Raw genomic sequence first — 25,164 nt, 5'->3', positions numbered from 1 at the left:
TCGGGGAGGCACTTGCGAAAGTGCCTCCCCTTCTTGTGTCAGGCGTTCCGATATCCGGTCAGAATGCCAGCGCCGCCGCGCCCACGGCTGAACCGTCCATGCTGTAGACATAATAGGTCATGCCATCGCGCTGGACGCTCCCGTCAAACTCCAGCGTCGATATCGTCCGGCCGCCGATGCCGGTGATCGACACATCGCCCAGATGCAGTCCGTCGGTATCGAGCGACAGCAGCCCACCCGTCCCCAGGCCGATATGACCGCTGCCGTCGACATCGAGCGCGGACGTGGTAACGAGTACGTCCTTCGCGCCGAAGTTGACGACCTTGTCGGAACCGGTCTTCAGCTCGAGATTGGTGTCGAAGAAAAAGGTCTGCGCCTTCTTGTCCGTCGCGTCGCCGCTCAGCAGATCGTTCCCCATCCGACTTTCCAGGGCATTCTTCGGCTTGGCACCGCCATTGGCGTAGATGAAATGCCCCTCGTCATCGCTGCCCATCAGGCGCAGCGACTTCACGCCGGCAAGACCCACCGTGCTGCCGGTATCGAGTGTCACCCGGGCCTTGTTCCAGGTGATGATACCGTCGCCATTCCCGTCCATGATCGCCTTCGACGTCACCAGCAGGTCGTCCGCGCCGAAACCGACGACCGTGTCGGCCCCGACCTTGCCGCTCGCGACGTCGAAGAAGAAGACATCATGACCCTTGGTCGCGGTCAGCGTCTGGCTTTCCGCAGCCGATCCATACTGCACGCCCGGACCGCCCAGGACACCGACAGGTGGTGCCGATACCGGCGGCGGCGGGGCGGGCGGGGCCGATGCAGGTGGCGTGGGCGGCGGCGGGGCGTCGACCGTTACGCTGACCGTGGCGACACTGCCGGTCTTGCCGTCCGACGCGGCGTAGCTGAAGCTGTCGGTGCCCGAAAAGCCATCCCGCGCGACATATTGGAAAGCGCCGTCGGCACTCATGGTCACCGTGCCGTTGGCCGGGCCGCTGTGCACGGCCGCGGTCAGCGCGTCGCCATCGTCGTCACGGTCGTTGAACAGCACGTTGCCGGTCGCCACGGCCGTACCGGTCGTGCGAACCGCATCCGCCACCGCGGTCGGTGCCGTATTGGGCGCCGGCGTAACGGTGATCGTCGCGGTGGCCTGCGCGGATGCCTTGCCGTCCGACGCGGCATAGACGAAACTGTCCGTGCCCGACCAGCCCGCGTTGCCGGTGTAGCTGTAGCCGCCATCCGCATTCAGCTTCAAAGTGCCGTGCGCCGGGCCGCTGACCAGCTTGGCCGTCAATGTCGTCCCGTCCGCATCCCTGTCGTTCGCCAGGACGTTGCCGGTGCCCTCCGTCCCGGCCTTGACGGTCAGCGTATCGGCAACCGCCACCGGCACGGCGTTCACCGGTTCCGGCGTCGGTGCCGGCCGCACGCTCCGGCTTTCCGAATCGATCCGCGCCACCGTCGTGGCCAGGTCGTCCGTGATCCCCAGATAGAAGGTCACCGTCGTCGATTCGCCGGCGGCCAGCTTGCCCAGCGAGAAGTCCAGGTTGATCGCCTGATCCGCCTTGACGGACGTACCGATCTTCGCGGCGTCGTCCCATGCCGCCTTCGCATAGGGATCGAGATTGGCGAGGCCGAACGTCGACACCTTCGCCCGCTCATCCTGCGTGTAGTAGAATAGCGGGTTCTTGCCGTTCGTCATGTAGGCGGCGGCCAGCGCGCCGCCCTTGTCGTCGCCACCCTGCTCGACGATCGTGTTGATCGTCTTGAAATCGGCGCCATGATCGGGGTCGATCGTGCGCATGTAGCGCAGGTCGTCCAACGTCGCGGTCGACTGGTTGGTCATCGTCACTTCGAACTTCAGATATTTGGCGTCGTCGGCCAGCGTGACGGTCTGGCTGACCTTTACATTCTCGGTCGTGGTGCCGACCCATCCCGCCTTGGCGGACGTCGCGGTGGACAGGTTGGTGGTGTCGCCACCGGTGATCTGCGTGGTGCCCAGCCGTTCGTTGTTGGTTTTCACATAATGCTTCGATCCGATATCGTACCCGACCGAAAAGCCTTCGACGGGCGTGCCGGCCAGCATCGCGTCGCGAGTCGCGGCAGCGCCTTTGCCGAAGCCATCGAAATCGGCGACCATGCCGAGTCGGATATAGCCGTTGACGGCATCAGTCACGATGCCGGTGGTCGCGGTCGAACGGGTTCCCAGACCGCCGCCGCTATTGAACCCCACGTTGAGAAACTGGCCCTGAAGAAAAATTTCCTCACCAACCACAGAGCTGATCAAAGTCATGCCGCCTCCTGACGCGCCCGTAGGCAGTGGATCGAACGAAACTCGCCCCCGGATCGATCTCAGCCAGTCAGGCCTGATCCGTGATGTCGTTCTGGCGGAACATCTTTACGGGCTGGTAACGGATCGCGGTTTAAGAGGTGTTGACCATTCTTTACCGGCATTGACCGGTCCGGGCACGACGGCCCCGGCCTGTATCAGGCCGTAAAGGTCAGCAGCCGGTTCAGCGCGGGCGTGCCCGGATGGAAATAGGCATCGTTGCACAGCGTCCAGGCGTCGCCTGCAATGGCGATCCCCTCGATCGCGTCGCACCCGGGCAAGGTGTCGATCGCCGTCACCGCCGGCGCTCCGTAATCGGCGACCGCCGCCATCGACAATCGGGCCACGCCGCCGGGCTGACCGTTTGCCCCGAAGCTCACCAGCATCGTGTCGCTTGCGACGTCGTGACACAGATGGTCCGGTTCGGTGACATGGACCGTCGCCGAAAGTCCCGTCGGCGCGCCGGTGTCCTTGTCCCGCCATGTCAGCGTCGATCCGTTCAGGACGACGATCCTGTCGCGGATCGCGTCATGGACCACCCCGTTGCCGCTGGTCACACCGGCCAGCGTGCCCGTGGCGGTGATCGACCAGTCTTCCGATAGGGTCGCATGGCAGAGCGGTTGCCCCGCCCCGACGATCATGAACCAGATCCGCCCGCGTCCCTGACCGGGCGCAAGCGGTTCCCAGGCCACGCCCTGGACGCTGCCTGCCGAAAACCCCATCGCGGCGGTCGTCCACTGATGGAGGATCGTCGTCATGTCGGCGGACAGATGGACGATCGACGCCAGATTGGGGTCGCTTGCGCTGCTGCCGCGTCCGTCATTGCCCACCAGCCAGCTGCCGTCCGGCAGGCGGGCAAGCCCCGTACAGGTCCAGCCCTTGCCCGCGGCCGCACCGCTGCCGCCGTCGGGCAGTGTCCGCGCCGCAGCGAGCGTGCGTGTCGTGCCGCCGATCGCCAGTTCGGTTACGCCCACCGCGGTCATATAGCCGTCAAGCGCGGCATGGAGGCCGCCATGTTCCGCGGCGGTCAGATGACCACCGATCGCGACGGCGCAGAACTGGTTGGCGGCGTGGCTGCCCCCCGCCCGCCCCATCACGAAATTGGCGGATGCCGGCGTACTGCTGGCGGCCGTGCCCACGATTCCGTTGGCCAGGCCGTTCTTGTAATGCTGCACGGCCGTAGCGCCGGCGCGGTCGACCGCGATCAGTCCATGACCGGTCGGCACCGATGCCCCGACCGTCGCGGCGCTGCTGTTGAGGCGCGACGCGGGTACGCCGCCCGCCCCACGGGGGTTCAGGCCGGTCTGGTTGCTGCCGAGCAGGCCGAAACCGCTCGCCGTCTGCCCGGTATTGGCATTGCGCACCCACATGGCCACCATCGCGCTGTTCTGCTGGAAACGCTGTCCCTGCGCCGGCCCGAAGCCGAGGTCGATCCAGTCGTCGATGCCGTCGACATGACAACCGCGATCGGCGACGAACGTCGGCGATCCGCCGGCCACCGCCGCCGTGCCGTGACGTCCGGTCCAGTCGAGCAACGCCGCCTGGGGATGATGCGCGGCCGGCACGTACAACGCCTCCAGCCGGTCCCAGATACCGGCGACATGCAGACCGACGATCAGCCGGTCGATCGCAGCGGCCCGGGACGGTGCGGGCGGCGTGGTCATCCGGGCGAGCAGCGCGACGGTGGCGGGATGGCGCGGCATGACGGGTACCGGAATGCCGACGTCCGGATCGAACGGATCGAAGCCGCAGCCGAACATCAGTAGTGCGCCACGATGTCGGCGGCGGTGGTGCCGGCTGCACGGACGTGACTGGCCCGGGCGCGAATTATCGCGCCCGATGGCACGTTGCGGAACGTCACGTCCGTGGCGTCGTCGACGCAGCGCAGGGTCACATGCCCGCCGGTCCCGACATAAAGCGCCTTGGGCAGTCGCGCCAAGGCCATGCTATCGCTCGGCACCACGGCCGTGGCGGACCGCGACGGCGCGGACAGGGTGTCCGCGCGGTCGGCAAAACCGTCGTTCATAAGAATCTCCCGGGGCGGGCGACGCTATGTCGCCCGCCCCGGGTTTTGAACCAAATGGGTTCCTACATTGCAAGCGAGCCCGAGGTCGTTGCACCGCCGCGGCAAGATTCGCCGCGGCTGCACGTCAGATATGGTCACCCTGCAGGGCGAACGCACCGCTGCCATTCCCCGCCGCGGAGCCCACCAGGCTGTACACGAAGTAGCTCGTGCCGTCCCTCGTGTAGCTGCCGTCATATTCGAGCCGCGTGACTACCGTGCCGTCGCCCTCTGTGATCGCAACATGCCCGGCCTCACCCGCGGCCGACGCGTCGCCCGGCGCACCGCTGCCGCCGATCAGGTCGAGCCGTCGGTCGGAACCGAAGTCGATCAGCCCGTCGCCGTTGCCGTCGCTGAGCGCGCTCGTCGTCACCAGCAGGTCGGATCGGCCGAAATTGACGATCGTGTCGGATCCAAGATCGAGATCCAGCGCGGTATCGAAGAAGAACTGCTGGCTGATGCGGTCCCCCATATCCCCGATCAGCCGGTCGTCGCCCAGCTTTCCCTCGATCGCACCGTCGGGACGCACGTCGGCATCGCCATAGACGTACAGCCCCGTCGCCGTCTGGCCGAGCGCCCGGATCTCCTTGACGTCGGTCAGCCGGATGACATCCGATCCGCCCAGCATCACCCGCGTCTTGGTCAGCGCGATAAGACCGTCATTGTTGAAATCGTAAAGCTCGGACGTCGTGACGAGCACGTCGTCATGCGCGAAGTTGGTGACCCGGTCGTTCCCGCTGGCTGCGTCACCGTTGACGTAGAAGCTGTTATGATAGGCCGGACCGGTCAGAACCTGGTTGCTGGTGCCCGAACCATCCACTGTCCCGGCGCGCGTCAGGATGGGGTCGTTCGGCAGCGTTGGGCTTGGTGTCGGTGTCGGTGTGGGGGTAGGCGTCGGCGTCACGACCGGGGCCTGCACGGTGATCCGCACGGTCGCGACGTCGGTGGCCTGCCCGTCGCTGGCCACATAGCTGAAGCTGTCGACGCCGGAGAAACCGGCCTTGGCGGTGTAGCCGAAAGTGCCGTCGCTCGACAATGTCAGCGTCCCGTTGGCCGGCCCGGTGCCGAGCCTGGCGACCAGCGCGTTTCCATCGGCATCCTTGTCGTTCGCCAGGACATTGCCCGTCAGTTTTCCGGCCGCTGCCACCGTGAACGCGTCGTTGACGGCGTCCGGCGCGGTGTTGACGGGGACTGGCTTGGGGGCGGTGCCGTCGATCGCGGCGACGGTGGCGGTCAGATCGTCCGTAAGGCCCATATAATAGGTCAACGTCGTCGTCTGGCCGTTCGCCAGGCTGCCCAGAACGAAGTTGATGTTGATCGCATAGTCGCCGTTCAGCGCGTAGCCGGTGGTCTGTGGTCTCGACCAGGCCGCCGTTGCATAGGGATCAAGATTGGCGAAACCGAACGTCGACACCACCGCGCGGGCGTCCTTGGCGTAGAAGAATACCGGGCTGGACGATCCGGCATAGGCTGCCACGAGTGCCCCGGCCGCACCGTCCTGCTGGACGATCTTGTTGTTGGTGTTGAACGTGCCGCCCTGGTCCGGATCGATCGTGCGCAGATACCGCAGATCGGTGACCGCTGCACCCGACTGGTTCGTGAGCGCCACCGTGACCTTCACGAACTTCGCGTCGTCGGTCAGCGACATCGTCTGGCTGACGGCGACCTGCTCGGTCGTCTTCCCTGCCCAGCGCGCTGCCGCGACGTCGCTCGTCGAGACATTGGTCGTGGTCCCGCTGATCTCGGCGGTGCCCAGCCGCTCCACATTGCTCTGCACATATTGCGTACCGCGGCTCTGGTATCCGATCGAGAATCCCTCGACGGGCGTTCCCTTCAGCATGGCTTCCTGCACGGTCGATGCCTTGCCGGTGCCGAACCCGTCGAAATCGGCCCACATGCCGAGCCGGTTGAAACCGATGTCGATGTTGGTGAAGATGCCGGATGGCGCGACCGCGCGCGTACCCAGCGACCCGCTGCCGTTCAGGCCGATATTCATGAATTTGCCTTGCAGGAACATCTCGTTCCCGATCTGACTGCCGACGACGCTCATTCATCCACTCCCGTGAGACCGGAGCGAACGCCGTTGCTGGGCTATGTGGCGCGCCGCGGCGGACCGCGACGGATACGGGAAAAGCGCGGTGGCTCTTCTTCCAACGCCTCCACCCGCTCCGGACTTTTCGCCACCTCGTCGTTGCCTGCGGAACCTGACCGATCGGAGATCGTTCTGCGCTCCCGCAAAATTTGCCTGCTGTTAATCATGTTTTTGGTCAAGCACTCCCGATGCTGCGGGCGCATATTCGCGACGGACCGACGCCCGGTCACGCTGGCTTGCTGAATCACGGTTGCGGATATTGCATCGCAACCCGACTGAACGATACGGGGGAACGATGGAGGGCGGAATGGTCCCATCCGCCGGGAGTTAGCCGTGATGACGATTCGGACAGCGCATGCTCCACCCACGGGACGGGTTCGTTCGCTGCAGGCGCTGCGCGGTCTGGCGGCCGCAATGGTCGTCCTGGCGCACGCGATCGAGCATGCACCCGGGCGTTCGGCTGATCCGATCACGCTGACCGGGCGGTTCGGTGTGGACATCTTCTTCGTCATCAGCGGCTTCGTGATCGCCTATGTCGCGGGCGACCGGCCGTTTCGGCCGGGGCGCTTCATGATGCGCCGCATCTGGCGCGTTGCCCCGCTCTACTGGGGCCTCACGCTGATCGTCGCGGCCGCCGCGCTGGCGACCCCGGGCGCGTTCAAGACGACGGCGTTCGCTTTCGATTATTTCGTGAAGTCGCTGCTGTTCATCCCGGCGGCGCTACCAGGCACGATCGACTGGCGCCCGCTGTTCAAGCTGGGCTGGACGCTGAACTACGAGATGTTCTTCTATCTCGTCGTCGCGGCGCTCTTCTGGTGCCGATCCATGCTGCAGCGCGCCATCGTGCTCAGCGTCGTGATGGGCCTGCTGGTTCTGCTGTCCGTCTTCGTGGCGCCGTCGTCCGGCATCCTCGCCTTCTACGCGAACCTCAACCTGCTGCCGTTCATCTCCGGCGTCTGGCTGGCCGTCCTGTGGCAGACGGGCCTGATCGCACGGGTGCCGCGTCCTGCCGCCTGGCTGGTTCTGACGGCTGCGATCGTCGCGACGCTGGCCTTCTATCGGATCGAGTTCTGGACGGTACGCCGACTGGACGGCCATCTGCTGATGTCGGTCGCGGCCACCCTGATCGGCGCGGCGGTGCTGTTGTTCGAGGACATGCTGGCGCGCTTCCGCGTGCCGCAATGGCTGGGCGACATCTCCTACTCGCTATATCTCAGCCACATGTTCGTCGTCGGCACCGCGTGGGCCGTGCTGAACCGGCTGTCGATCGGCGTGGATTCGGTGCTGGGCGCACTGGCGATCGTCGGCATCTTCGGCGTTTCGCTGGTCGTCGCGCAGTTGTCCTACCGATATGTGGAACAGCCGCTGATGCGGGTCGAAACCCGCCGGCGCGACCGCGCGAAACCGCACCTGATGCCCTGATCCGGCGCGGTCCCGTCCGGCGCGGCGGGGTCAGCTGTTCGGAATGACGGCGTCCGCCGGTCGCGCCGCGCGGGATGCCGGCGGCAGCACGGTCAACCCGTCGCGCGTATCGAGCGGCGGCGTAGCGCCCGGTGCCGCGCCGCTGGCCGGAACCCCGCGCGCCAGCGGACCTTCCGGAGCGGGCACGATCGCCGGCTTGAAGGTGCTGTCCGTCACGCGCGCCGTGTCGGGTGCAGCGTCGCTCCGCCCGCTCGGATGGCCCAGCTTGTCGAGCGGTTGCAGCACCACCTGGAACGGTCCGAATTGCCGGCGCCGCTGACGGTCCAGATTGGCGGTCGCGTCATAGGCGGCGACCGCCTGCTGCACCGCCGCCGCTTCCAGGCGACCCAGCGTCGCCAACAGGTTCGCCTGCCCGGCATAGCGGTTGTAGCGCGCATTCGCGACGATCAGCTGCGCCGTCAGCAGCCGCTGCTCGGAATCGAGCACCTCGAAGTTCGAGCGGAACCCCTCGGAAAATCCGCGCCGCACGCCGTCGAGCGCCGCCTGCGCCGCCAGAACGCCCGCCTCGCCCGCCGCCAGCTGGTCACGCGCCGCGATCGACTGGTTCCAGGCGTTCAGCAATGTCTGATCGACAACTCGCCGCGTATCCTCGATCTGGAACGTCAGCGACTGCCGATTCGCGATCGCCTGCCGGACCTGCGAATCGACCACGCCCCGCGTCAGCAGCGGAACCGTCAGCGTCAGGTCGCCGCTATATCCGCGACCAAGATCGCGCGTGCGGTAGGAAAAGGGGCTGACATAGCCGTAGCTGCCCTGCGCCGTCACGATCGGCCGCCGCTCCGCACGGGCGGCCGCCACGCGGGACCGTCCGGCGCGTTCCGACAGGATGGCCTGGAACAGCGTCGGGCTTTCCGTCTCGGCCGCCAGATAGGCGGCGTTGATGCTGACCGGCATGCCGGGCAGCGGCGGCTCCTGTTCCAGCACGGTCGGGTTGCGCCCGACCACCGTCGCGAACCGCGCCCGGCTCTGCTCTAGATTAGCCTCGGCCTGCGCCAGCTGCGTCCGGATGATCTGGAGCTGCGCCTCCGCCTGCGCGATGTCGGTCCGCGTCAGGTCGCCGCCGCGCTCGCGCACACGCGCCTGCTCGACCTGCCGCTCGTAGGACGCGACCGACCGGCGCTGGATCGCGATCAGTTCGGCGTCGCGCCGCACCGAGACATAGCTGTCAACGACCTCCAGCAGGATCTGGTTCTCCGCCTCGCGCAACTGCTCGCGCCCGGCCAGGACATCGGCTTCCGCGGCGGACACCTGCGATGCGGTCCGCCCGCCGTTGAACAGGATCTGCGACGCGGTCAGGGCGATCCCGAAATTCTTGTTGTCGATCGATACGAACCGGTCGAGCGCATCGCGCTGGCGCTGTTCCGTGTAGGAAAGATTGCCCGAAATGTTCATCGCCAGCCGGTACGGTGCGCCTGCCTGGATCACACTTTCGTCCAGCACGCGCAACTGCGCCCGTTGCGCCTGCAACCGCGGATTGTTGCGATAGGCATCGGCGATCGCCGCGCCGAGCGTTTCGGCGCCCGCCGGTCCGCACCCGCCCGCCAGGATGTACCCCAGCGCGACCGACGCGCGCACTGTTCCGAACTTCCTCATGATCGATTCGCCCCCCATGCCGACCAGCGGCAGCCCATGGCCTGTTTCGCTATCACAGCGCAGAGGGGCGCAATACCAAATCTACACGAATTGGATAATGATCGGATCCGGTTTTCGGAAGCCGTCGCGCCGCTGCAACGATCCATGCGGGACCGGCGAACACATGGTCGATATCGACCAGCGGCCACGGGACCGGTCGCGTGTCCCAACGGGCCGGAAACGTGAACAGGCCACGATCCGCGCGCACCAGCGGTTGCAGGTCGTCGCCGAGCCGACGGAAGCTTGCCTGATACGGGACCAGGTTGAAGTCCCCGCCGAGAATGAGCGCGGGATCGGGCACGCCGCGCACCGCGTCGGCCAGCGCGGCGCGTTGGCCCGCGCGGGTCGCGGCGTCGCTCCCGCGGGTGAGATGGATCGAGACGATCGTCACCCGCCGGCCGGCGATCGTGACGACGCCCTGCACCAGCGGCGGCCCGACCGGCCTATTGGCGGCGTCGCGGAACCGGTAGCGTACCCGCCCCATCGGCAGCCGCGACAGGATGGCGACCGAACAGCGTTTCCGGCAATCGCTGCCGAACGGGAACCGCCGCCGCAGGCGCTGGAGTTCCGGGCGAAACCGTCCGTCGACCTCCTGCAGCAACAGGATGTCGGCGTCGGTGGCGATCAGGCTTCGCGACGTCCGGGCCGGATCGACATTCGCATCCGCCACATTATGGCTCACCACGACCAGCCGTGCGCTGCCCGCCGGCGCTTCGTCCCCGACCGTCGCCGGCCAGGCTTCGCGGACCAGCGGCACGCCGGAAACGCACAACGCCGCACCGGCGATCAGCACCAGTTTCACGGTGCGGCGGCACAGAAGCGCCGCGATCGCCAGCAGCGGTGCCGCCGGCAGGGCCACGGCAAGACGGTCCAGGGACGGAACGGCCACGCCGATCCACGGTCCCAGCGCGATGGTCAGCGCCGTGATCGCAAACAGCCACCCCAATCCGCGGCGCATCAGCGCAACGCCGCCTCGATTCGCGCCCAGTACCGCTCGACACCGCGGGCGACGGAATAGTCTCGGACCCGGGCCCGCCCCGCTTCGATCAGCGCCGCGCGCCGGGCGGGTTCGACGACGGCGCGCAACGCCTCGGCCATCGGCGTCACCGCGTTCATCGGGACCAGATATCCGCCGCGGCCCGCCACGGGTCCGCCGTCCGCGCCGATCCGCACGTCCAGCACCTCGGCGGGGCCGGACGGGCAATCGGTCGCGACCACGGGCGTTCCGGCCGCGAGCGATTCGACGAGCGCGTTGGGAAACCCTTCCGCGTTCGAACTCAGGACCACCGCGTCGGCCCGGGCGATGACGGCATGCGGATTCGCCACGAATCCCGGCAGGACGAGCCGGTCGCCCAGCCCGAGCCGCTGGCCCAGCGCGCGCAACGCCGCCTCTTCCGGCCCCTGCCCCATGATAACCAGCCGTCCGGCGATGCCCGACACCGCGAACGCCTCGATCGCCAGAGCGAAATTCTTGTTCGGCACCAGCCGCCCCATCGCGGCGATATACGGACCGGTCACCGGGACGGCGGACGGTTCCGCGGCCCGCGCCTCGATGATGTCGGTATCGATCGGGTTGGGGATCGCGGTCACCCGCGTGCGCGACACGCCGAAATCGCTGACCAGCGTATCGGCCACCCCTTCCGATACCGCCAATATTTCCGTCGCGTGGCGATAGGTCGCACGCACCAGCAGCCGGCTGGCCGCCGCCGCACGGCCCGCGCCCAGATGCGCGCTGGTATTGACGCGCTCGCTCAACAGGAACGGCCGCCGCCGCGCAGCCATCACCGCGGCCGTGACGACGTTGGCGCGGGTCAGGAACCCCACGGCGACGTCCGGCCGCTCCACCGCGACGGTGCGCCACAACTGCGTCAGACTGCGCGCCAGCGAGTGCCGGCAGTCGAGCCGGATCGTCCGAAGCCAGCCGGGCAGAGCATAGGCATCCTCGTCACGATCGAGCAGCACCAGCACGATATCGTGGCGCTCGGCCAGCGCCGCGGATCCGTGCATCAGCGTCGCCATCACCCGCTCGGCCCCGCCACCGGTCAGCGAATTGATGACGAACATGACCTTGCGTCGCATCAGGTCGCCCCCCGTCTATCCCGGGGGGCAGTATCCCACCCGTCTTCCGGCTGCAACGCCGCCGCACGCCCCAAGCACGGCATGGCCCCGTCGATCGCGAACCGGGCGATTGCTGCGGACGATTGTCCGCGCTAGCCATCGTTCCTGCGGAACGGTATGCCGATCGAAAGATCCATTCAGAGGCTCAGGGAAGATGCTCGATATGCTTCGCACGAAACCGTCCGGCATCGTCAGTCTGGCACTGCTCGTTGCGCTCGCGACCGCCGGTTGCGCCGGCCCCACCCCCCCGCCGCTGCCGGTGGACGCGCGCGCATCGGCCCGGCAGGACAATGTCTACCGGCTGGGGCTTGGCGACAAGCTGCGGATCAACGTCTTCGGCGAAGCCGCACTCAGCGGCGAATATCAGGTTTCCGGTGCCGGTTCCGTGGCGATGCCACTGATCGGCGACGTCGCCGTCACCGGGAAGACCGCACGCGAGCTCGAGGCGCTGCTGGTCCAGCGCTACGGCGCGGGCTATCTTCGCAACCCCCGGATCGCGGTCGAGGTTTTCGGCTTCCGCCCCTATTACATCACGGGCGAGATCCAGAAGCCCGGCGGCTATCCCACGACCGAAGGCATGACGCTGATCAGTGCGATCGCCGCCGCCGGCGGGTTCACCTATCGCGCCAACAAGAAGACCGTCTTCATCCAGCGTGTGGGCGATCCGGTCGAGCGGTCCGTCTCGGCCAACGCGAACATTCCGATCCTGCCCGGCGATGTCGTTCGTGTCGGTGAACGGCATTTCTGATCGCGACGACGCAGTGACGAGGGGGAATGGATCGATGATGCGGATCGGACGGGCGGAGTTGCGCTGGCTGTCGCTTATGGGCGCCACGCTGCTGTCGTCGCCGCTGGGCGCGCAGTCCATAGATCCCTTGCCGGGCGGGCTTCTGGACGACCGGCTCGGCATCGCCAGGGAAACACCCGGCGCCTCGGTTCGTCAGGATCCCACGCTGCGGCTGCCAGGCACGACCACCGGCGACGTGACGGCACTTCCCGCCGTCGGCGATCCCAACGGTATCGACCGCGGCACGACGGTGTCGGCGCGACGGCGTCCGCAATATGATCCGGCCGGTGTCCGAACGGGCAGCTTCCTGTTCTTCCCTGAACTGACGGCTGGTGTCGGCTATGAAGACAATGTCTATTCGGAACCGAACGGCAGGGGCGACATCTATGGCCGGTTGCGGGCCAGCGGCGCACTGCGTTCCACCTGGGGGGTCCACGCGCTGGCGGTCGACGGCTATGTCGATCAGCGTTCCTACGCCAAATATGACACCGAAGATGCCTTCACCTATGGCGCGAGCGCCTCTGGCAAGTTCGATATCGATCGCACTGCCAGCCTCACCGGCGGTGTCTCCCACTCGCGTCAGGTGGTCGACCGGAGCGCGGTCGGCGAAATTCTCACGACCCGGCGGCCGGTACGATATGATCTGACAGGCGCCTCGGCCGGGTTCAGCAAGGATTTCGGGCGGCTCGCGGTCGGTGTGACGGGGGCTGTCGATCGCTTCGATTTCCTGAATGCACGGACGCAGTCCGGTGACGTCAGCGATCAGCAGTTTCGGGATTACACCCGCTACAGCGGCGGGGTCGAGGGATCATACGGGTTCGGCTCGGGGCCTCGCCTGTATGCGGCAGTGAATGGCGAACTCCGGCGTTACCGTGTCCAGGCGCCGCCCATCACGCGCGACGCCGATATTGTCGAAGGGCTCGTCGGCATCCGCAGCGAGATCACGCCGCTCATCCGCGGTCGACTCGGCGTCGGCTACCTTCATGCCAATTTCAAGGATCCTACGATCCCGTCGCAAGGCGCACTCGCGATCGATGCCAATCTGGATTATCTCTTCTCCGAACTGACGACCTTCCGGTTGTCCGCGCGACGCTATTTCCAGAATGTCGGCCTCATCACTGCCCCCGCCACGCTCAACACCGAAGTCCAGCTCCGCGTCGATCACGAACTGTTGCGGAACGTCATCCTCTCCGCCAACGCCCGCTACGTCCACGGCAAATATGTCGACGAGGACGCCGCGGTGAATCGGTGGAATGTCGGCGTTGGCGGGCTTTGGCTGGTGAACCGCCGCATCCGCATGGATGCTGCGCTCGACTATACTGCGCGCAAGAGCGATCGCATCCTGATCGGGAACCAGAAGATCGACGCATTCCGTGCCTCGGTCGGCGTCCGCTATCATCTCTAGCGCGGGGTGATACTCGACTGAACGATCCGCAGCAGGCCGATCGCCTGTCTGAATGCGAAGGCATGGTCGGGAGACCTCCACAGCGTCGCCCGGCCCTCTTGGACGAATTTTGAAAACGCGTGATGCTGGGCGCTGACGTCACGACCTGCCCCTCGACAAGCTCACGACGGCTCCTGGCCGAAACCCGACGGAAAACGAACGTAACTCTGGTGAAAGATGCGCAATCCTGACGCAGCGGTCACCTGCCAAGTGCCCGAACGATACTGGCGCATCAGGGTTGAGGATTCAGCAATTCTGCTAATCCATCATCATCACCCCGGCGCAGGCGGGGATTTTCCTCCGATGAAGCGCCCCTCTTCAGCCGAAGGGAGATCCCGCTTTCGCCGCGATGTTGTGTCCGGGAACAGACAGAGCAAGTCTGCGAACTTGATCCCATCCCGCTCTAGCGCCGGCATGCGAGACGCCAGCGCGGCACAACCCATAGCCGAACGGAAGGGAGCGGTCCGAGGATAGGAGGCCCCCGCCAGGCGGCCTATCCTTACCGGACGCCGCACCGATCCGCCTTCGATCGGCACGACGAAGGTTATCAAGACCGGAATTTGGCGCACAAGACCCAAATCAGGTTTGCCACCATGCCGGCCGCGACCCTCCGGTTACCCGCAGTTCGCCAGTCAGATCAGTTCGCGTAGTAGTTTTGAAACTGTTTGTAATAGGCCATCTCATCGCCGTGGCCCGAACGACTATGCTGCCGGATGTTGACCAGCGTCAACGCCGCCCCATCGACGCGCGCCCCGGCCCGTCCAAGAAGCTCGAGCGCCATCTTCGCCGCCCGGATCGGGGTCTTGCGCCAGCGTACGACCAGCAGAACGGAGTCCGCCATTCCCGCCAGCGCGCGCGCCTCGGCAAGCGGCAGAACAGGCGCCGTGTCGAGTACGACCAGATCGAAATCCGCGCGCAACCGGCTCAGCAAGGTCACCATGGCCTGCGACGTGATGAGGTCATAGCTCGTTGCGCCTGCCGCGGACTGCGGCAGAACCCAGGCGCCGCTCGGGACATCCCGAACAAGGGCCTGCTCGAGTGGAACTGCGCCCTTCAACACCTCGATCAGTCCGGCGTCGGCCTGACCGCCAACCGACTTCGTCGACGCGCGCCGCCGCATGTCGCAATCCACCAGTACGACGCGCAGCCCGGCCAGCGCCGCCGACCGTGCGAGCGAGATCGATGTCGTCGTCTTGCCTTCGTTGGGGAGTGCCGAACTGACGGAGATCACCCGCACGCTGTGATCCGCCTGTCCCAGCTGATACGCGGTCCGGATGCTGCGAAACGCCTCCCCGAACAAAGATCCCTCGTTCGCGACCAGATAATCCGGTGGCCCCATCGGATCGCCCGCCGCCGCACGTACGCCCGGTACGGTTGCCAGGTCGGGGATCATGCCGACAACCGGAATTCCCAGCTGCTGCTCGACTTCCTGCCGCGACTGGAAACCGCTCTCCAGCAACTCCAGAACAAGCACCAGGGCCGCCGCAGACAGGAGCGCGGCGATCAGTCCGCCGGCCACATACACCGGCAGGCTCGGCGAGATCGGCGCACCCGGGACGAGCGCATGCGCGATGACATAGGCGTTGGACTTGTCGGTCCCCTGTCCGGCGACAGCCTTGTTGTACCGATCAAGCAGCGACTGATACAGCGTCCGCGCCGATTCCGCGTTCCGCTCGAGATCGTTAAGCTGAACCGACGCGTTGTTTCCCGCGGTCAGCCCACCGGTCGCGCGGCCAAGTGACGAGCGGATCGACGCAGCCCGTCCATCGGCAACCCGCGCATCGGCATTGGCCTGCGCACGGATACGCCCGGTTTCCTGCCGAATGCTGTTGTTGAGATCGGCCAGCTGCCGATCGATCCGCGCAAGATCGGGATGGAGCGGTCCGTAGCGGCCGGCAAGATCGGCGCGCTGTGCGCTCAGCGTGGCCTGCTGCGAACGAAGCCCCTGGATGAGGCCGGAACCGCCTGCTTCCGCGCCGGCACCGCTGTTCACGACGGCGTTACGCCGCGCTTCCATCGCCGCCCGGTCGGCTTCGGCCGCCGCCAGCTGGCCGTTCAGGGCCGAAATTTCCTGCTGCGTTGACGTACTGTCCTTCTGCACGTCGATCAGGCCGGTGGCCGCGCGGAACCGGGCGGCCGCACTTTCCGCGTTCCGTACATCCGCGCGCAATGCGACGATCCGCTCGCGCAGCAGATCGGTCTCGCGCGTCCGCTGCCCCGTCCGACCGGACAGCTGATCCTCGACATACTGATCGACGATCGCGTTCGCGATGGCCGTCGACATCACCCGATCGGTCGAACTGTGGCTGACGGTGATCGCATAGGACGTGCCGGCACGCTGGACCTGCAGGCCGCGCTGCACCGCGCCGATGGCGCGCCGCCGGGCCAGCGCCGCGTCGACGCGGCCGCCGTCGAGCGGTTGACCGAAACCGGGGCGGGCGGCCAGCCCCAGACGATCGACGACTTCGGCCGCCAGCGTCGGCGAGGTCAGCACTTGCACTCCGGTGTCGACCGTAGGGCTGTCCGTCGTCAGCGACGGCTCGCTGCTGTCGTTGACCAGCTGGTCGACCCGCCGGTCGAGGGCGAGGCTGGCGCTGGCCATGAACACGCGCGGGGCGCGAACATAAGCGATCGCCGTCAGCCCCAGGATGATCGCCATCGTGGCCAGCACCCACACCCAGCGTCGCCGGATGACGGAAAAGATCTGACGCAGATCGATCATGTGCGCCTCGGGGGCGGGTCCCGCCCCTTCGGTCCGCTTGTATGCGCTCATGTCCATGACGTTCGACTTCCGAAAAGCATTGGAGCCCCCGCTATCATCGTTCGTGCATCGAACGCGAGAAGGCTTCGGTGAGCGGTTCCAGCAGATACTGCAAGGCGGTCCGGCTCCGCAGCTTGACCAGGACCTGCACGGGGACACCCGGCCGTATGCCGCTGTCGGCGCCCCGCACCGCACTCAGCAGAGCCAGCTGGCTTTTCGGCACGACGACCTCGGCGCTGAAATAATTGCGACCGCTCTGTTCGTCGCGCAGGCTGTCCGCCGAGACATTGCGTACCGTCCCGAGCAGGATCGGCAGATCGCGTTCGTGCATGGAGAGGAATTTCACCTCCGCCTCGCGGCCTTCGAACACGCCGTCGATATCCCCCGGCTGAAAATTGGCCTTCACGATCAGCGGCGCACTGTCCGGCACGATATCCAGCAAGGGTTGCCCCGCCTGCACGACACCGCCGCGCGAGAAGATTCGAAGCCCCACCACTCTGCCGCTCACCGGTGCACGGATCACGGTTCGTTCCAGCTGCTCCTTCGCCGCTATCAGCTTGGGCATGGCCTCGTTCAACTGAAACTGCGTGTCGCGCAGCAGGCTGGCGCTGTCCTCCACATATTTGCGGGATGTCGCCACCGCCTGTTCGCGGGACTGGCCGACCTGTTCGCGCGCAGCGGCCGCCCGCGACGAATATTCGGCATCCGATCCTTCAAGCTGCTGGACCGCACGTTCCAGCGCGCGGACCGAATTGCGCGACACATACCCGCCGTCGGCAAGCCGTCGGGTGCTTTCGAGCTGCTGTTGCAACGATGCGCGCTGCTGGGCGGTGGCGCGCGACTGTGCGCTGAAACCGGCCCCCTGTTTGACGACTTCCGCCTCCTGCTGACGCAGCACGGCGCGGTTGGACGCGAGCGAATTCGCCCGTGCATTGATCTGCGCCCGTTGCAGCGTCATTGCCCGCCGGGCCAGTTCAAGATCATCACCGGTCAGCTTTGCGAACGACTCCGGCCACACGATGGGTCGACCCGAAATCTCCGCCTCCAGCCGCGCTCTCTGTGCCTGGAGGTCGATGACCCCGCCCGACAGGGCACGTTCGGTTGCCGCAACCTCCGAACCCGACAGGCGGATCAGCACCTGACCCGCGCGGACATGCTGACCTTCGCGTACATCGAGCGCCTCGACGATTCCACCATCGCGATGCTGCACCGTCTGACGGTTGCCGGATACGGAGACCTGCCCGTCGCCCGCCGCAGCGGCGTCAAGCCGGGCGAAGGCCGCCCAACCGATCGCGACGACGAAGAATAGAACCGCGACCACGATCCCGATCCATTTCGCGTCCCGGCTCGAATCCTGCAGCGCCAGCCGCTCGGCGAAACGCGGCCGCGCGCTGATGACGACGTCGGTCGGACGCTGGATGATCTCGCCACTCATCGTCCACCTTCCTGACTGCTGCGCTTGTCGTCCGGGCCGGCCGGCGGTTCGTCCGTATTGTTATCGCGTTCGCCGTCGTTCGAACGGCCGCCATCCGGCCCCAGCACGCGGGTATCCGGCGCAGCGTCGCGCTCGGACGACGCAACGGGCGTCGGCTGCACTGCCATCTGCGACGCGGACCGCATGAATTCGTCGCGCTGTCCGAACGCCTGGATCGTCCCGTCCCGCAACAACATGATCTTGTCGACCGCCTGCAGAATGCCGGTACGGTGGGTCGACAGGACCACTGTCGCGCCCCGTTTGCGCAACTCGACCAGGGTAGCCATCAGCCGCGACTCGCCGTTGACGTCGAGATGGGCGTTTGGTTCATCCAGAAACAGCACGGTCGGATGACCGAACAGTGCCCGCGCCAACGCGACCACCTGCCGCTGACCGGCGGAGAGGCCACCGCCCTCCCGCTGATGCAGTTGCGTCTCATACCCTTGCGGGAAACGCAGGATCAGGTCATGCGCCCCGGCCTGCGTCGCGGCTTCGATCACCAGCCGGTCGAGCACGTCCGGGGCTTCGTCCTCGAACGCGCGGAACCGCGAGATGTTGGTATGAACGTTGGCGGGGAACAGCGTCGGGGTCTGCGGCATGTAGCCGACATGCCGGCCGAGCGCTTCCCGGTCCCACTCGGCAAGCCGCGCGCCATCGATCCGGACCTCGCCATCGCTCGCTTCCAGCGCGCCGGACAGGACGCGCAGCAGCGTGGACTTGCCGGCACCGCTCGGGCCGACCAGCGCGACGATCTCGCCCGCCTCGATCCGGAAACCGATGTTCGACAGAATCGGTCGATCGCTGCCCGGCACGGTGACGGACAGGTTCTCCACTTCGACCACGCCCTTCGGGCTCGGCAACTGGGTCCGCGGGACCGTGACGTCCGGCAATTTGCAGAACGCATCGAGATCACGGTACGCCTTGCGCGCACCCATCACGTTCTTCAACGCACCGAGAATCTGCTCCACGGGCTGCAGCGCACGGCCGAGGATGAGCGAGGCCGCGAAGATTGCGCCCGCAGAGATGCTCTGGTTGATCGCCAGCCACGCACCCAGCGCCAGCGCCAGCGACTGGAACAGCAGGCGCAGGAACTTGGTCGCCGCCAGGAATATGCCGGACGTGCCGGCGATCGTGCCCTGCCGTCGCACGATCTCCGCGCGCTCGATCATGTGCCGCATCACCAGCGCATCGCGCATGCCCAGGGCGCGGGCGACTTCCGACGACTGGATCGAGAAATCCTGACCGCGATACGCGCGGGTCTGGCGATCCTGTGCGTCGGAGACGCCCTTGCGCGTGGCATAGTCGCTGCCGAGCGCGACCGCGGTCAGCAGCACCGATGCCACCAGTGCCAGCAGGCCGATCATCGGATGCAGCAGGTAGGAGATGATGATGTAGATCGGCGCCCACGGTGCGTCGAAGATCGCGATGATCGCCGGCCCGGTCAGCGTCCCGCGCAGCGTGTCGAAATCGCGCATCGCCTGCGCGCGCTGCGTGGTCGTCGCGCCTGCGGTGCCCAGAATGCGGTGAAGGATGTTCGACGCCGCCATCTTCTCCAGCCGCACGCTCGCGCGCAGCAGCAGGCGCATCCGCACCGCGTCGAGCAGGGCGAAGACGCCAAGCGAAACGACCAGGATCAGCGTCAGCACCAGCAGGGTCGCACCACCGCGCGTCGGCACGACGCGGTCATAGACCTGCAGCATGAAGATCGAGGGGACGAGATAGAGTAGGTTGATGAGGCCGCTGAACAGCCCGGCCCAGAGGAAATGCCCCCTACATGCGCGAAGTGCCTCGCGCAGCGGATTGTTGGGCTGATGAATCTCAGTCAAGCGACACCTCGGTCCGGAACGGCTGAGTCTTCACCTACAGCTATTTCATGTACGTGGCGTTAGCGCCGAGTGCCCGCGCCTTCGACAGGAACTTGTCGTAGCCGCGTTCGATCTGCCACGCTTCGGCGATCCGCGTCGTGCCATCGGCAACGAACCCCAGAAGGGCAAGCGCCGCGCCGGCCCGCAGATCGAGCGCGCGGACATCGGCACCCTGCAACGGGGCACCGCCGGCAATGCGGGCGGTGCTGTTCAGCACGCGGCTCTGCACGCCCATCTTTGCGAATTCGTCCAGATAGGCGAACCGGTCCGCGAACCGCAGATCGACGATCCGCGATTCGCCGCGTGCGCAGACGCCGTACGCCGCGAACAGCGGCTGCATGTCCGAATTGATGCCCGGATAGGGACCGGTGGAAATCTCGATCGGAAACGCCCGCCCCGAACGGATGATCGCCGTGTTGCCGTCGCGATAGATCTTGGCACCGCTTTCGCGCAGGAAGATCAACGGCACTTCCAGATCGTCCGCGGGGAAATCCACGATCTCCACGTCGCCGCCCGTGATGACCGCGCCGACCAGCCAGGTCATCGCTTCCATATTGTCAGGCATCACGCGGTGGCTGACACCGTCCAGCCCCTCGACGCCGTCGATGACGATGCTCTCCTGGCCGTTCACCACGATCCGCGCGCCCATTTTGCGCAGGAACGCCGCAAGGTCGAGGATCTCGGGGCGCACATGGGGGTTCCACAGGGTCGTCCGCCCCTTGGCCAGCGATCCGGCGATCAACGCATTCTCGGTCGCACCGGTCGACCGCAACGGCAGCGTGATCTCCGCACCCGTCAGCCCGTTCGGCGCTTCGGCATGGAGCCGGTCGCCTTCCGCCCACACCCGCGCGCCGAGGCTGGTCAGGACCAGTTCGTGCAGGTCGTATTTCCGGTCACCCAGATTGCACCCGCCCGGCAGCGGAACGCTCCCCGCCCCCGTCCGCGCGACCAGGGCGCCCAGGATCAGCAGCGTGTTGCGAATCGACCGGCCGGTCCAGACGAGATCGCTGACGGGCGCCGCCGCCTCCTCGATCACAAGCGCCGAACCTTCCATCCGGCACTGCTTGCCGAGCGTTTCCAGCATGCCGACATGCACGATCGCGTCCAGCAACTGGTCCGGATAATTGTCCAGAACGATCCGCCCCGGCGTCAGCAGCGACGCCGCCAGCAGGCGCAGCACGCTGTTCTTCGCGCCGCTCACCTGGACCCGCCCCTCCAGGCGCGAACGGCGCACCTCGAGGAACCGCGCTTCCGTGGCCGACACGGCATCGCCGTCGTCCAGCAGTGTCGAATCAGCTATTTCGGACAAGGCGTTCATGGTTGTCTGGCTCCTGTGACGCGGCATCTGCGCTGCCGCATACTTCATGGGCTGGGCGGAGGCCGCCGAAGGGATCGAGGTGGCGCACCTCGGCAAGCATCCGGATTCCGGTCAACGCCGCGACGCGATCGCGCGCGATCGCGATCAATGCAAGCACGTCGGCGGAAAGGGCGTCGCCATTGTTGACGATGAAATTGGCATGGTCGGGTGAAATCTGCGCGCCGCCGCGCCGCAGCCCCTTCAGACCCGCCCGCTCGATCGCAAGCCCGGGCGGCCCGATCATGGCATAAAGGGCCGGATCGCTGACGAAAACCGATCCGCAGTTCTGGCGCACGCGCGGAAACTTTGCACGCCGGCTGCGCAGGATGGCGATCGCCTCCTGCTGCATCGCGGTCCGATCGCCGGGTTCGAATGCGAATTCGGCGGCGAGCACGACCGCGCCCGATGTCTGCAGTCGGGAAGCACGGTATGAAAAGTCGAGCGCATCGCGGGGAATACGCCGCTCGACCCCGTCATGGTCCAGCACGTCGACCGACACGACATTGTCGCCGATCCCGCGCCGCTGACTGCCGCCGTTCATCACGACCAGCCCGCCGAGCCGGCCGGGAATGCCGATGGCATGGACCGCGCCGGACAAGGCGTTGTCGATGACGTTCCGCACGAAACACGGGACCCACAGTCCCGCGCCGGCGCGGACGACGCCGCCACCGACGATCTCGAAGCCATCCAGCGCCTGCCCCGTCCGGACGACGACGCCACGAAACCCCGCATCGTCGAACAGCAGGTTCGACCCGTCCCCGATGACGACGTGCCGGACGTCTCTGGACCGCAGATACGCAACGGTTTCGACCAGTTCGCGGCGGGTGCGCGGCGTAACCACCGCATCCGCCGGCCCGCCGATCCGCCACCGCGACAGCCCGGCCAGCGAAGCATCATACTGCACGGCACCGGGCCATAGCCGTTGCAATCCTGCAAGGCTCGTTTCGGTGCGATGGTCCAGCTTCTTGCTCCTAGTCAGCTCGGGGCGCTGAGATCGATGGTCACGTGTATCGCACGACCAATACTGAAGTCTACGCTTTCGCTCGCTGCGATGCAACAACAGGTGCCCGGCAAATGCCCTGCCGCCCGGGTTGCCGAACCCGTTCCGCCGACCGGGAATGCCCCGATGGTACCGGCCTGGTTGTACTGTTTGGGCGGTCCGGCACTGCAATCCAAGGAGATAGCCTTATGTGCCATTGAACAACGCCAACATGCTTCCGCCACGATCCATTCATATTATAGATGGACAATGAAGATTCAGAAAACGCTTGCTGCCCGAGGCGCGCTGGTCGGTTGGAAGCGGGAGCGGAGTCAACACGGAATCCTTCTGACGATCCAGGTCGCCGATGGTGTCGAACATGCGACGGGCCAGCATTGGCAGATCGTCCAGCTCGCTCTGAACGAGCGTCAACTTCGCTCCTTTGCCCGCGATCTCGCGCGTGCCGCCGAGGAACGCGGACTTGAGCTTTTTCCCAGACCCCGCCCACGCTGGCGCCGGCTGCTGCGGCTTTGAACCGGCGCCGCATCCGGACGGCCGGCGGCGTCGCGGTACGGGCCTGATCGCCCGCATCCTCCTGCGGATTGCGCCTTCACCCATTCGGCCCGTACAGTTCGGTCGCGACCTACCGCATGATCGCGAGCAGCGTGCCGACGACGATCGTCCAGCATCCCAGCGAGAACAGCAGGATGGCGGACACGCGGTGCCCGATCGGCCATTTCACGGCGGCTCCGGGAAAATAGGTATCGCCCGGTTCAGGAAAGCTTGGCGACAAGGCGAGGTGCCGGATATTGGTCGGCGAAAAGGCGGCGGTGATGCTGCCTGCCGGCAGACGGTTGACAAAGGCACAGCCATAGCCCTGGGACCCGTGCCAGAGGATCTTGCCTTCCACGATGCCCACGCCGGCAAGACCGATCGCCACGCCCAGGTTCGGGACGAGTCGCTGCGACGTCTCGATGCGGCAGCCGTCGCGGTTCAGATCCTGGACGATCACTTCGACCGGCGGGGCGTCCGCTATGCGCAGCGTCCCCGTCCGCCCGTAGTCGGAGCGCGCAGCCTGTCGCCGGTCCGCACTTGGCGCCTTTTCCTTTTTTGCAGCGATACTCACGTCAAGTCACTCCCGGCAGGCCCTTGCACTTCCGAAAAAGCCTTACCTGCGAATGTCTTTACAAATCGGATGCGCGTGATGCTTCGGGGAAGTCGGCACGACGCGCGTGGTGTCAGAACGCGTTGCGGTGAACCAGCACGCGCAGCGTCGCCAGGATGATCCGGATGTCGCGGGCCATCGACCACCCGCCGAGATATTCCAGATCCGCCTGCAACCGGTTGATGAGATCCTCGGGCTGCGTTGTCGCCCCTCGAAACCCGCGGACCTGGGCCAGCCCGGTCAGTCCCGGCTTGCAGGCGTGACGATGCCAGTAACGCTGGTCCACTTCCCAGAACAGCTGGTTTCCCGCCAGCGATCCCAGCGCGTGCGGGCGCGGCCCGACGAAGCTCATGTCGCCCTTCAGGATATTGAGCAGCTGCGGCAGTTCGTCGATGCTGGTCTTGCGGATGATCCGGCCGACGCGCGTGATGCGGTCATCGTCACGCGATGCGGACCGATTGCCGGCATGGTCGAGCTGCGTCGCCTTCATGCTGCGGAACTTGTACATGTCGAACAACTGGTTGCCGCGGCCCGACCGCTTCTGGACGAACAGGATCGGGCCACCGTCGTCCAGCCGGATCGCGATCATCGTGACAATCAGCACGGGCAGGACGAGCACCAGGCCCACGCCGCTCAGCGCAAGGTCCAGCAGCCGCTTCATGATACGCTTCCGCAACCCCAGCGCACCCGTCGACACCTTCAGCGTGCCCTCCCCGGCATAGCTGCTGGTGCCCAGCGCGCCGAGCCGCGCGATCTCGGGATCGACGATCTCGCCGCGAATGTTCGCGCCCTTCAGCGCCATCGCCCACCGCAGGCGCCGGTCCTCGGGGCAGGCGACGATCACGCGGTCGGCATCCCGCAGCAGGCGCCCGAGCCGGTCGAGCATGAGCGGATCGGTATCGTCCGGCACCAGTCCGGCGGCTTCGGCATCGACGATGACCGCGTCGGGTTGGGCCGGCGCGGTCTGTCCATCGTGGATCATCACGACGGATACCAGTGGCGCGGCATGGAACCGGCGTATGGTCACGTCGAACAGCTTGCGCCCGGCGGACAGCGTCACGATGCTGCCGATGATTCCCATGCTGAACGTCGCGCGGGAAAATTCGATGCCCGACCGCATGTAGAACACCGTGAACAGCACGACCACGATCGCCATCGCGAACGCGGTCAGCGCACGGCCCAGACCGTACCGATAGCGGGTCAGCGCCTTCAGCGAATAGGCCTCGTTGTTGCCCGCGATGAGCAGGAATACAGGCACGACCACCTTGACCAGTTCCAGCCCGTGGACCGCGGACGGCGATCCGAACCGGATCGTGTTTGCGCACAGGAATGCGAACAGGATCGCGGCCAGGTCGATGCACAGCATCCAGAAGAACAGTTGCAGGCGCAACCGCTCCTTGCGCTCGGGCATGGCCGGGCGCGCGAACCCGCCCCAATCGTCGTCCGGTGCGGACGGCTCCGTCGGTCCGTTCACCGTGTATGCCCTTTATATTAGCTCGGCAAAACTGCGCGTGTCGCAATGGGTCCGCGGGTACTGCCTGTATGTCGGCACGTCTGTGGCACGGACGCTCCCCCACCACACCATAGCACCTGACGAGAACTGGTTTAAAATTTCTGAACGCACGTCGC

The 25,164-nt window shown here is 66.3% G+C and carries 18 protein-coding genes; 4 read left to right on the top strand and 14 right to left on the bottom strand.

Annotated features, from left to right (window positions below; genetic code table 11):
• Nucleotides 1-58 precede the first annotated feature (58 nt).
• The 4 genes from BKY59_RS12785 to BKY59_RS12770 form a co-directional block, all read right to left on the bottom strand.
• Nucleotides 59-2,281: a cadherin-like domain-containing protein gene (locus BKY59_RS12785; protein ID WP_076072092.1), complete on the bottom strand. Its 2,223-nt coding sequence runs from the start codon at nt 2,279-2,281 to the stop codon at nt 59-61.
• Between the two features lie 194 nt (nt 2,282-2,475).
• Nucleotides 2,476-4,077 (bottom strand): hypothetical protein, encoded by a 1,602-nt coding sequence (locus BKY59_RS12780; RefSeq protein WP_076072089.1) that lies wholly within the window; start codon nt 4,075-4,077, stop codon nt 2,476-2,478.
• On the bottom strand, nt 4,077-4,343 hold the full coding sequence (locus tag BKY59_RS12775; RefSeq protein ID WP_076072087.1) for a spike base protein, RCAP_Rcc01079 family: 267 nt from the start codon (nt 4,341-4,343) through the stop codon (nt 4,077-4,079). The genes BKY59_RS12780 and BKY59_RS12775 overlap by 1 nt, the downstream gene beginning before the upstream one ends.
• A gap of 124 nt (nt 4,344-4,467) precedes the next feature.
• Entirely contained in the window at nt 4,468-6,429 is a 1,962-nt protein-coding gene (locus BKY59_RS12770; RefSeq protein WP_076072084.1) for an Ig-like domain-containing protein, read from the bottom strand.
• A gap of 378 nt (nt 6,430-6,807) precedes the next feature.
• Here BKY59_RS12770 and BKY59_RS12765 point away from each other — a divergent pair, with 378 nt between their 5' ends.
• Nucleotides 6,808-7,893, top strand: coding sequence for an acyltransferase family protein (locus BKY59_RS12765; RefSeq protein WP_076072082.1), 1,086 nt, complete (start codon nt 6,808-6,810; stop codon nt 7,891-7,893).
• 30 nt (nt 7,894-7,923) lie between these two features.
• On the opposite strand, the gene BKY59_RS12760 is transcribed toward BKY59_RS12765, so the two are convergent.
• From BKY59_RS12760 to BKY59_RS12750, 3 genes are read right to left on the bottom strand one after another with little or no spacing between them, the layout of a single operon-like run.
• Nucleotides 7,924-9,546 carry a TolC family outer membrane protein gene (locus tag BKY59_RS12760; protein ID WP_165374852.1) on the bottom strand — a complete coding sequence of 541 codons (1,623 nt, stop codon included), beginning with the start codon at nt 9,544-9,546 and terminating at the stop codon, nt 7,924-7,926.
• Nucleotides 9,547-9,598: 52 nt separating this feature from the next.
• Complete coding sequence (locus BKY59_RS12755; protein ID WP_076072077.1) at nt 9,599-10,543, bottom strand: endonuclease/exonuclease/phosphatase family protein; 945 nt, start codon at nt 10,541-10,543, stop codon at nt 9,599-9,601.
• A complete protein-coding gene (locus BKY59_RS12750; protein WP_076072074.1) occupies nt 10,543-11,664 on the bottom strand; it encodes a glycosyltransferase in 1,122 nt (373 codons plus the stop codon). The genes BKY59_RS12755 and BKY59_RS12750 overlap by 1 nt, the downstream gene beginning before the upstream one ends.
• 193 nt (nt 11,665-11,857) lie before the next feature.
• Between BKY59_RS12750 and BKY59_RS12745 the strand changes: the two genes are divergently transcribed.
• Both BKY59_RS12745 and BKY59_RS12740 read left to right on the top strand, forming a co-directional pair.
• Entirely contained in the window at nt 11,858-12,451 is a 594-nt protein-coding gene (locus BKY59_RS12745) for a polysaccharide biosynthesis/export family protein (protein ID WP_240500096.1), read from the top strand.
• A 34-nt stretch (nt 12,452-12,485) separates the two neighbouring features.
• A complete protein-coding gene (locus BKY59_RS12740; protein WP_076072072.1) occupies nt 12,486-13,895 on the top strand; it encodes an outer membrane beta-barrel protein in 1,410 nt (469 codons plus the stop codon).
• A 676-nt stretch (nt 13,896-14,571) separates the two neighbouring features.
• On the opposite strand, the gene BKY59_RS12735 is transcribed toward BKY59_RS12740, so the two are convergent.
• From BKY59_RS12735 to murB, 5 genes are read right to left on the bottom strand one after another with little or no spacing between them, the layout of a single operon-like run.
• Nucleotides 14,572-16,707 (bottom strand): GumC family protein, encoded by a 2,136-nt coding sequence (locus BKY59_RS12735; protein ID WP_165374851.1) that lies wholly within the window; start codon nt 16,705-16,707, stop codon nt 14,572-14,574.
• A gap of 43 nt (nt 16,708-16,750) precedes the next feature.
• Nucleotides 16,751-18,130: an HlyD family type I secretion periplasmic adaptor subunit gene (locus BKY59_RS12730; protein WP_076072069.1), complete on the bottom strand. Its 1,380-nt coding sequence runs from the start codon at nt 18,128-18,130 to the stop codon at nt 16,751-16,753.
• Entirely contained in the window at nt 18,127-19,995 is a 1,869-nt protein-coding gene (locus tag BKY59_RS12725; protein WP_076072066.1) for a type I secretion system permease/ATPase, read from the bottom strand. Before BKY59_RS12725 ends, BKY59_RS12730 begins: the two co-directional genes overlap by 4 nt.
• A gap of 40 nt (nt 19,996-20,035) precedes the next feature.
• Nucleotides 20,036-21,352 carry a UDP-N-acetylglucosamine 1-carboxyvinyltransferase gene (locus BKY59_RS12720; RefSeq protein ID WP_083672119.1) on the bottom strand — a complete coding sequence of 439 codons (1,317 nt, stop codon included), beginning with the start codon at nt 21,350-21,352 and terminating at the stop codon, nt 20,036-20,038.
• Nucleotides 21,327-22,295 (bottom strand): UDP-N-acetylmuramate dehydrogenase, encoded by a 969-nt coding sequence (gene murB, locus BKY59_RS12715; RefSeq protein WP_076072064.1) that lies wholly within the window; start codon nt 22,293-22,295, stop codon nt 21,327-21,329. Before murB ends, BKY59_RS12720 begins: the two co-directional genes overlap by 26 nt.
• Before the next feature lie 345 nt (nt 22,296-22,640).
• Between murB and BKY59_RS12710 the strand changes: the two genes are divergently transcribed.
• Entirely contained in the window at nt 22,641-22,904 is a 264-nt protein-coding gene (locus BKY59_RS12710; protein ID WP_076072061.1) for a hypothetical protein, read from the top strand.
• 109 nt (nt 22,905-23,013) lie between these two features.
• Here the strand turns inward: BKY59_RS12710 and BKY59_RS12705 are convergent, their stop codons facing one another.
• Both BKY59_RS12705 and BKY59_RS12700 read right to left on the bottom strand, forming a co-directional pair.
• On the bottom strand, nt 23,014-23,496 hold the full coding sequence (locus BKY59_RS12705; RefSeq protein ID WP_076072059.1) for a PilZ domain-containing protein: 483 nt from the start codon (nt 23,494-23,496) through the stop codon (nt 23,014-23,016).
• Nucleotides 23,497-23,608: 112 nt separating this feature from the next.
• Nucleotides 23,609-25,009 carry a sugar transferase gene (locus BKY59_RS12700; protein ID WP_129586382.1) on the bottom strand — a complete coding sequence of 467 codons (1,401 nt, stop codon included), beginning with the start codon at nt 25,007-25,009 and terminating at the stop codon, nt 23,609-23,611.
• Nucleotides 25,010-25,164: the final 155 nt, after the last annotated feature.

The organism is Sphingomonas montana, assembly GCF_001956315.1.
GTDB classification, from domain to species: Bacteria; Pseudomonadota; Alphaproteobacteria; order Sphingomonadales; family Sphingomonadaceae; genus Sphingomonas_R; species Sphingomonas_R montana.
The sequence above is the reverse complement of the archived record's forward strand: the minus strand, read 5'-3'. Positions and strand labels throughout refer to the sequence as shown.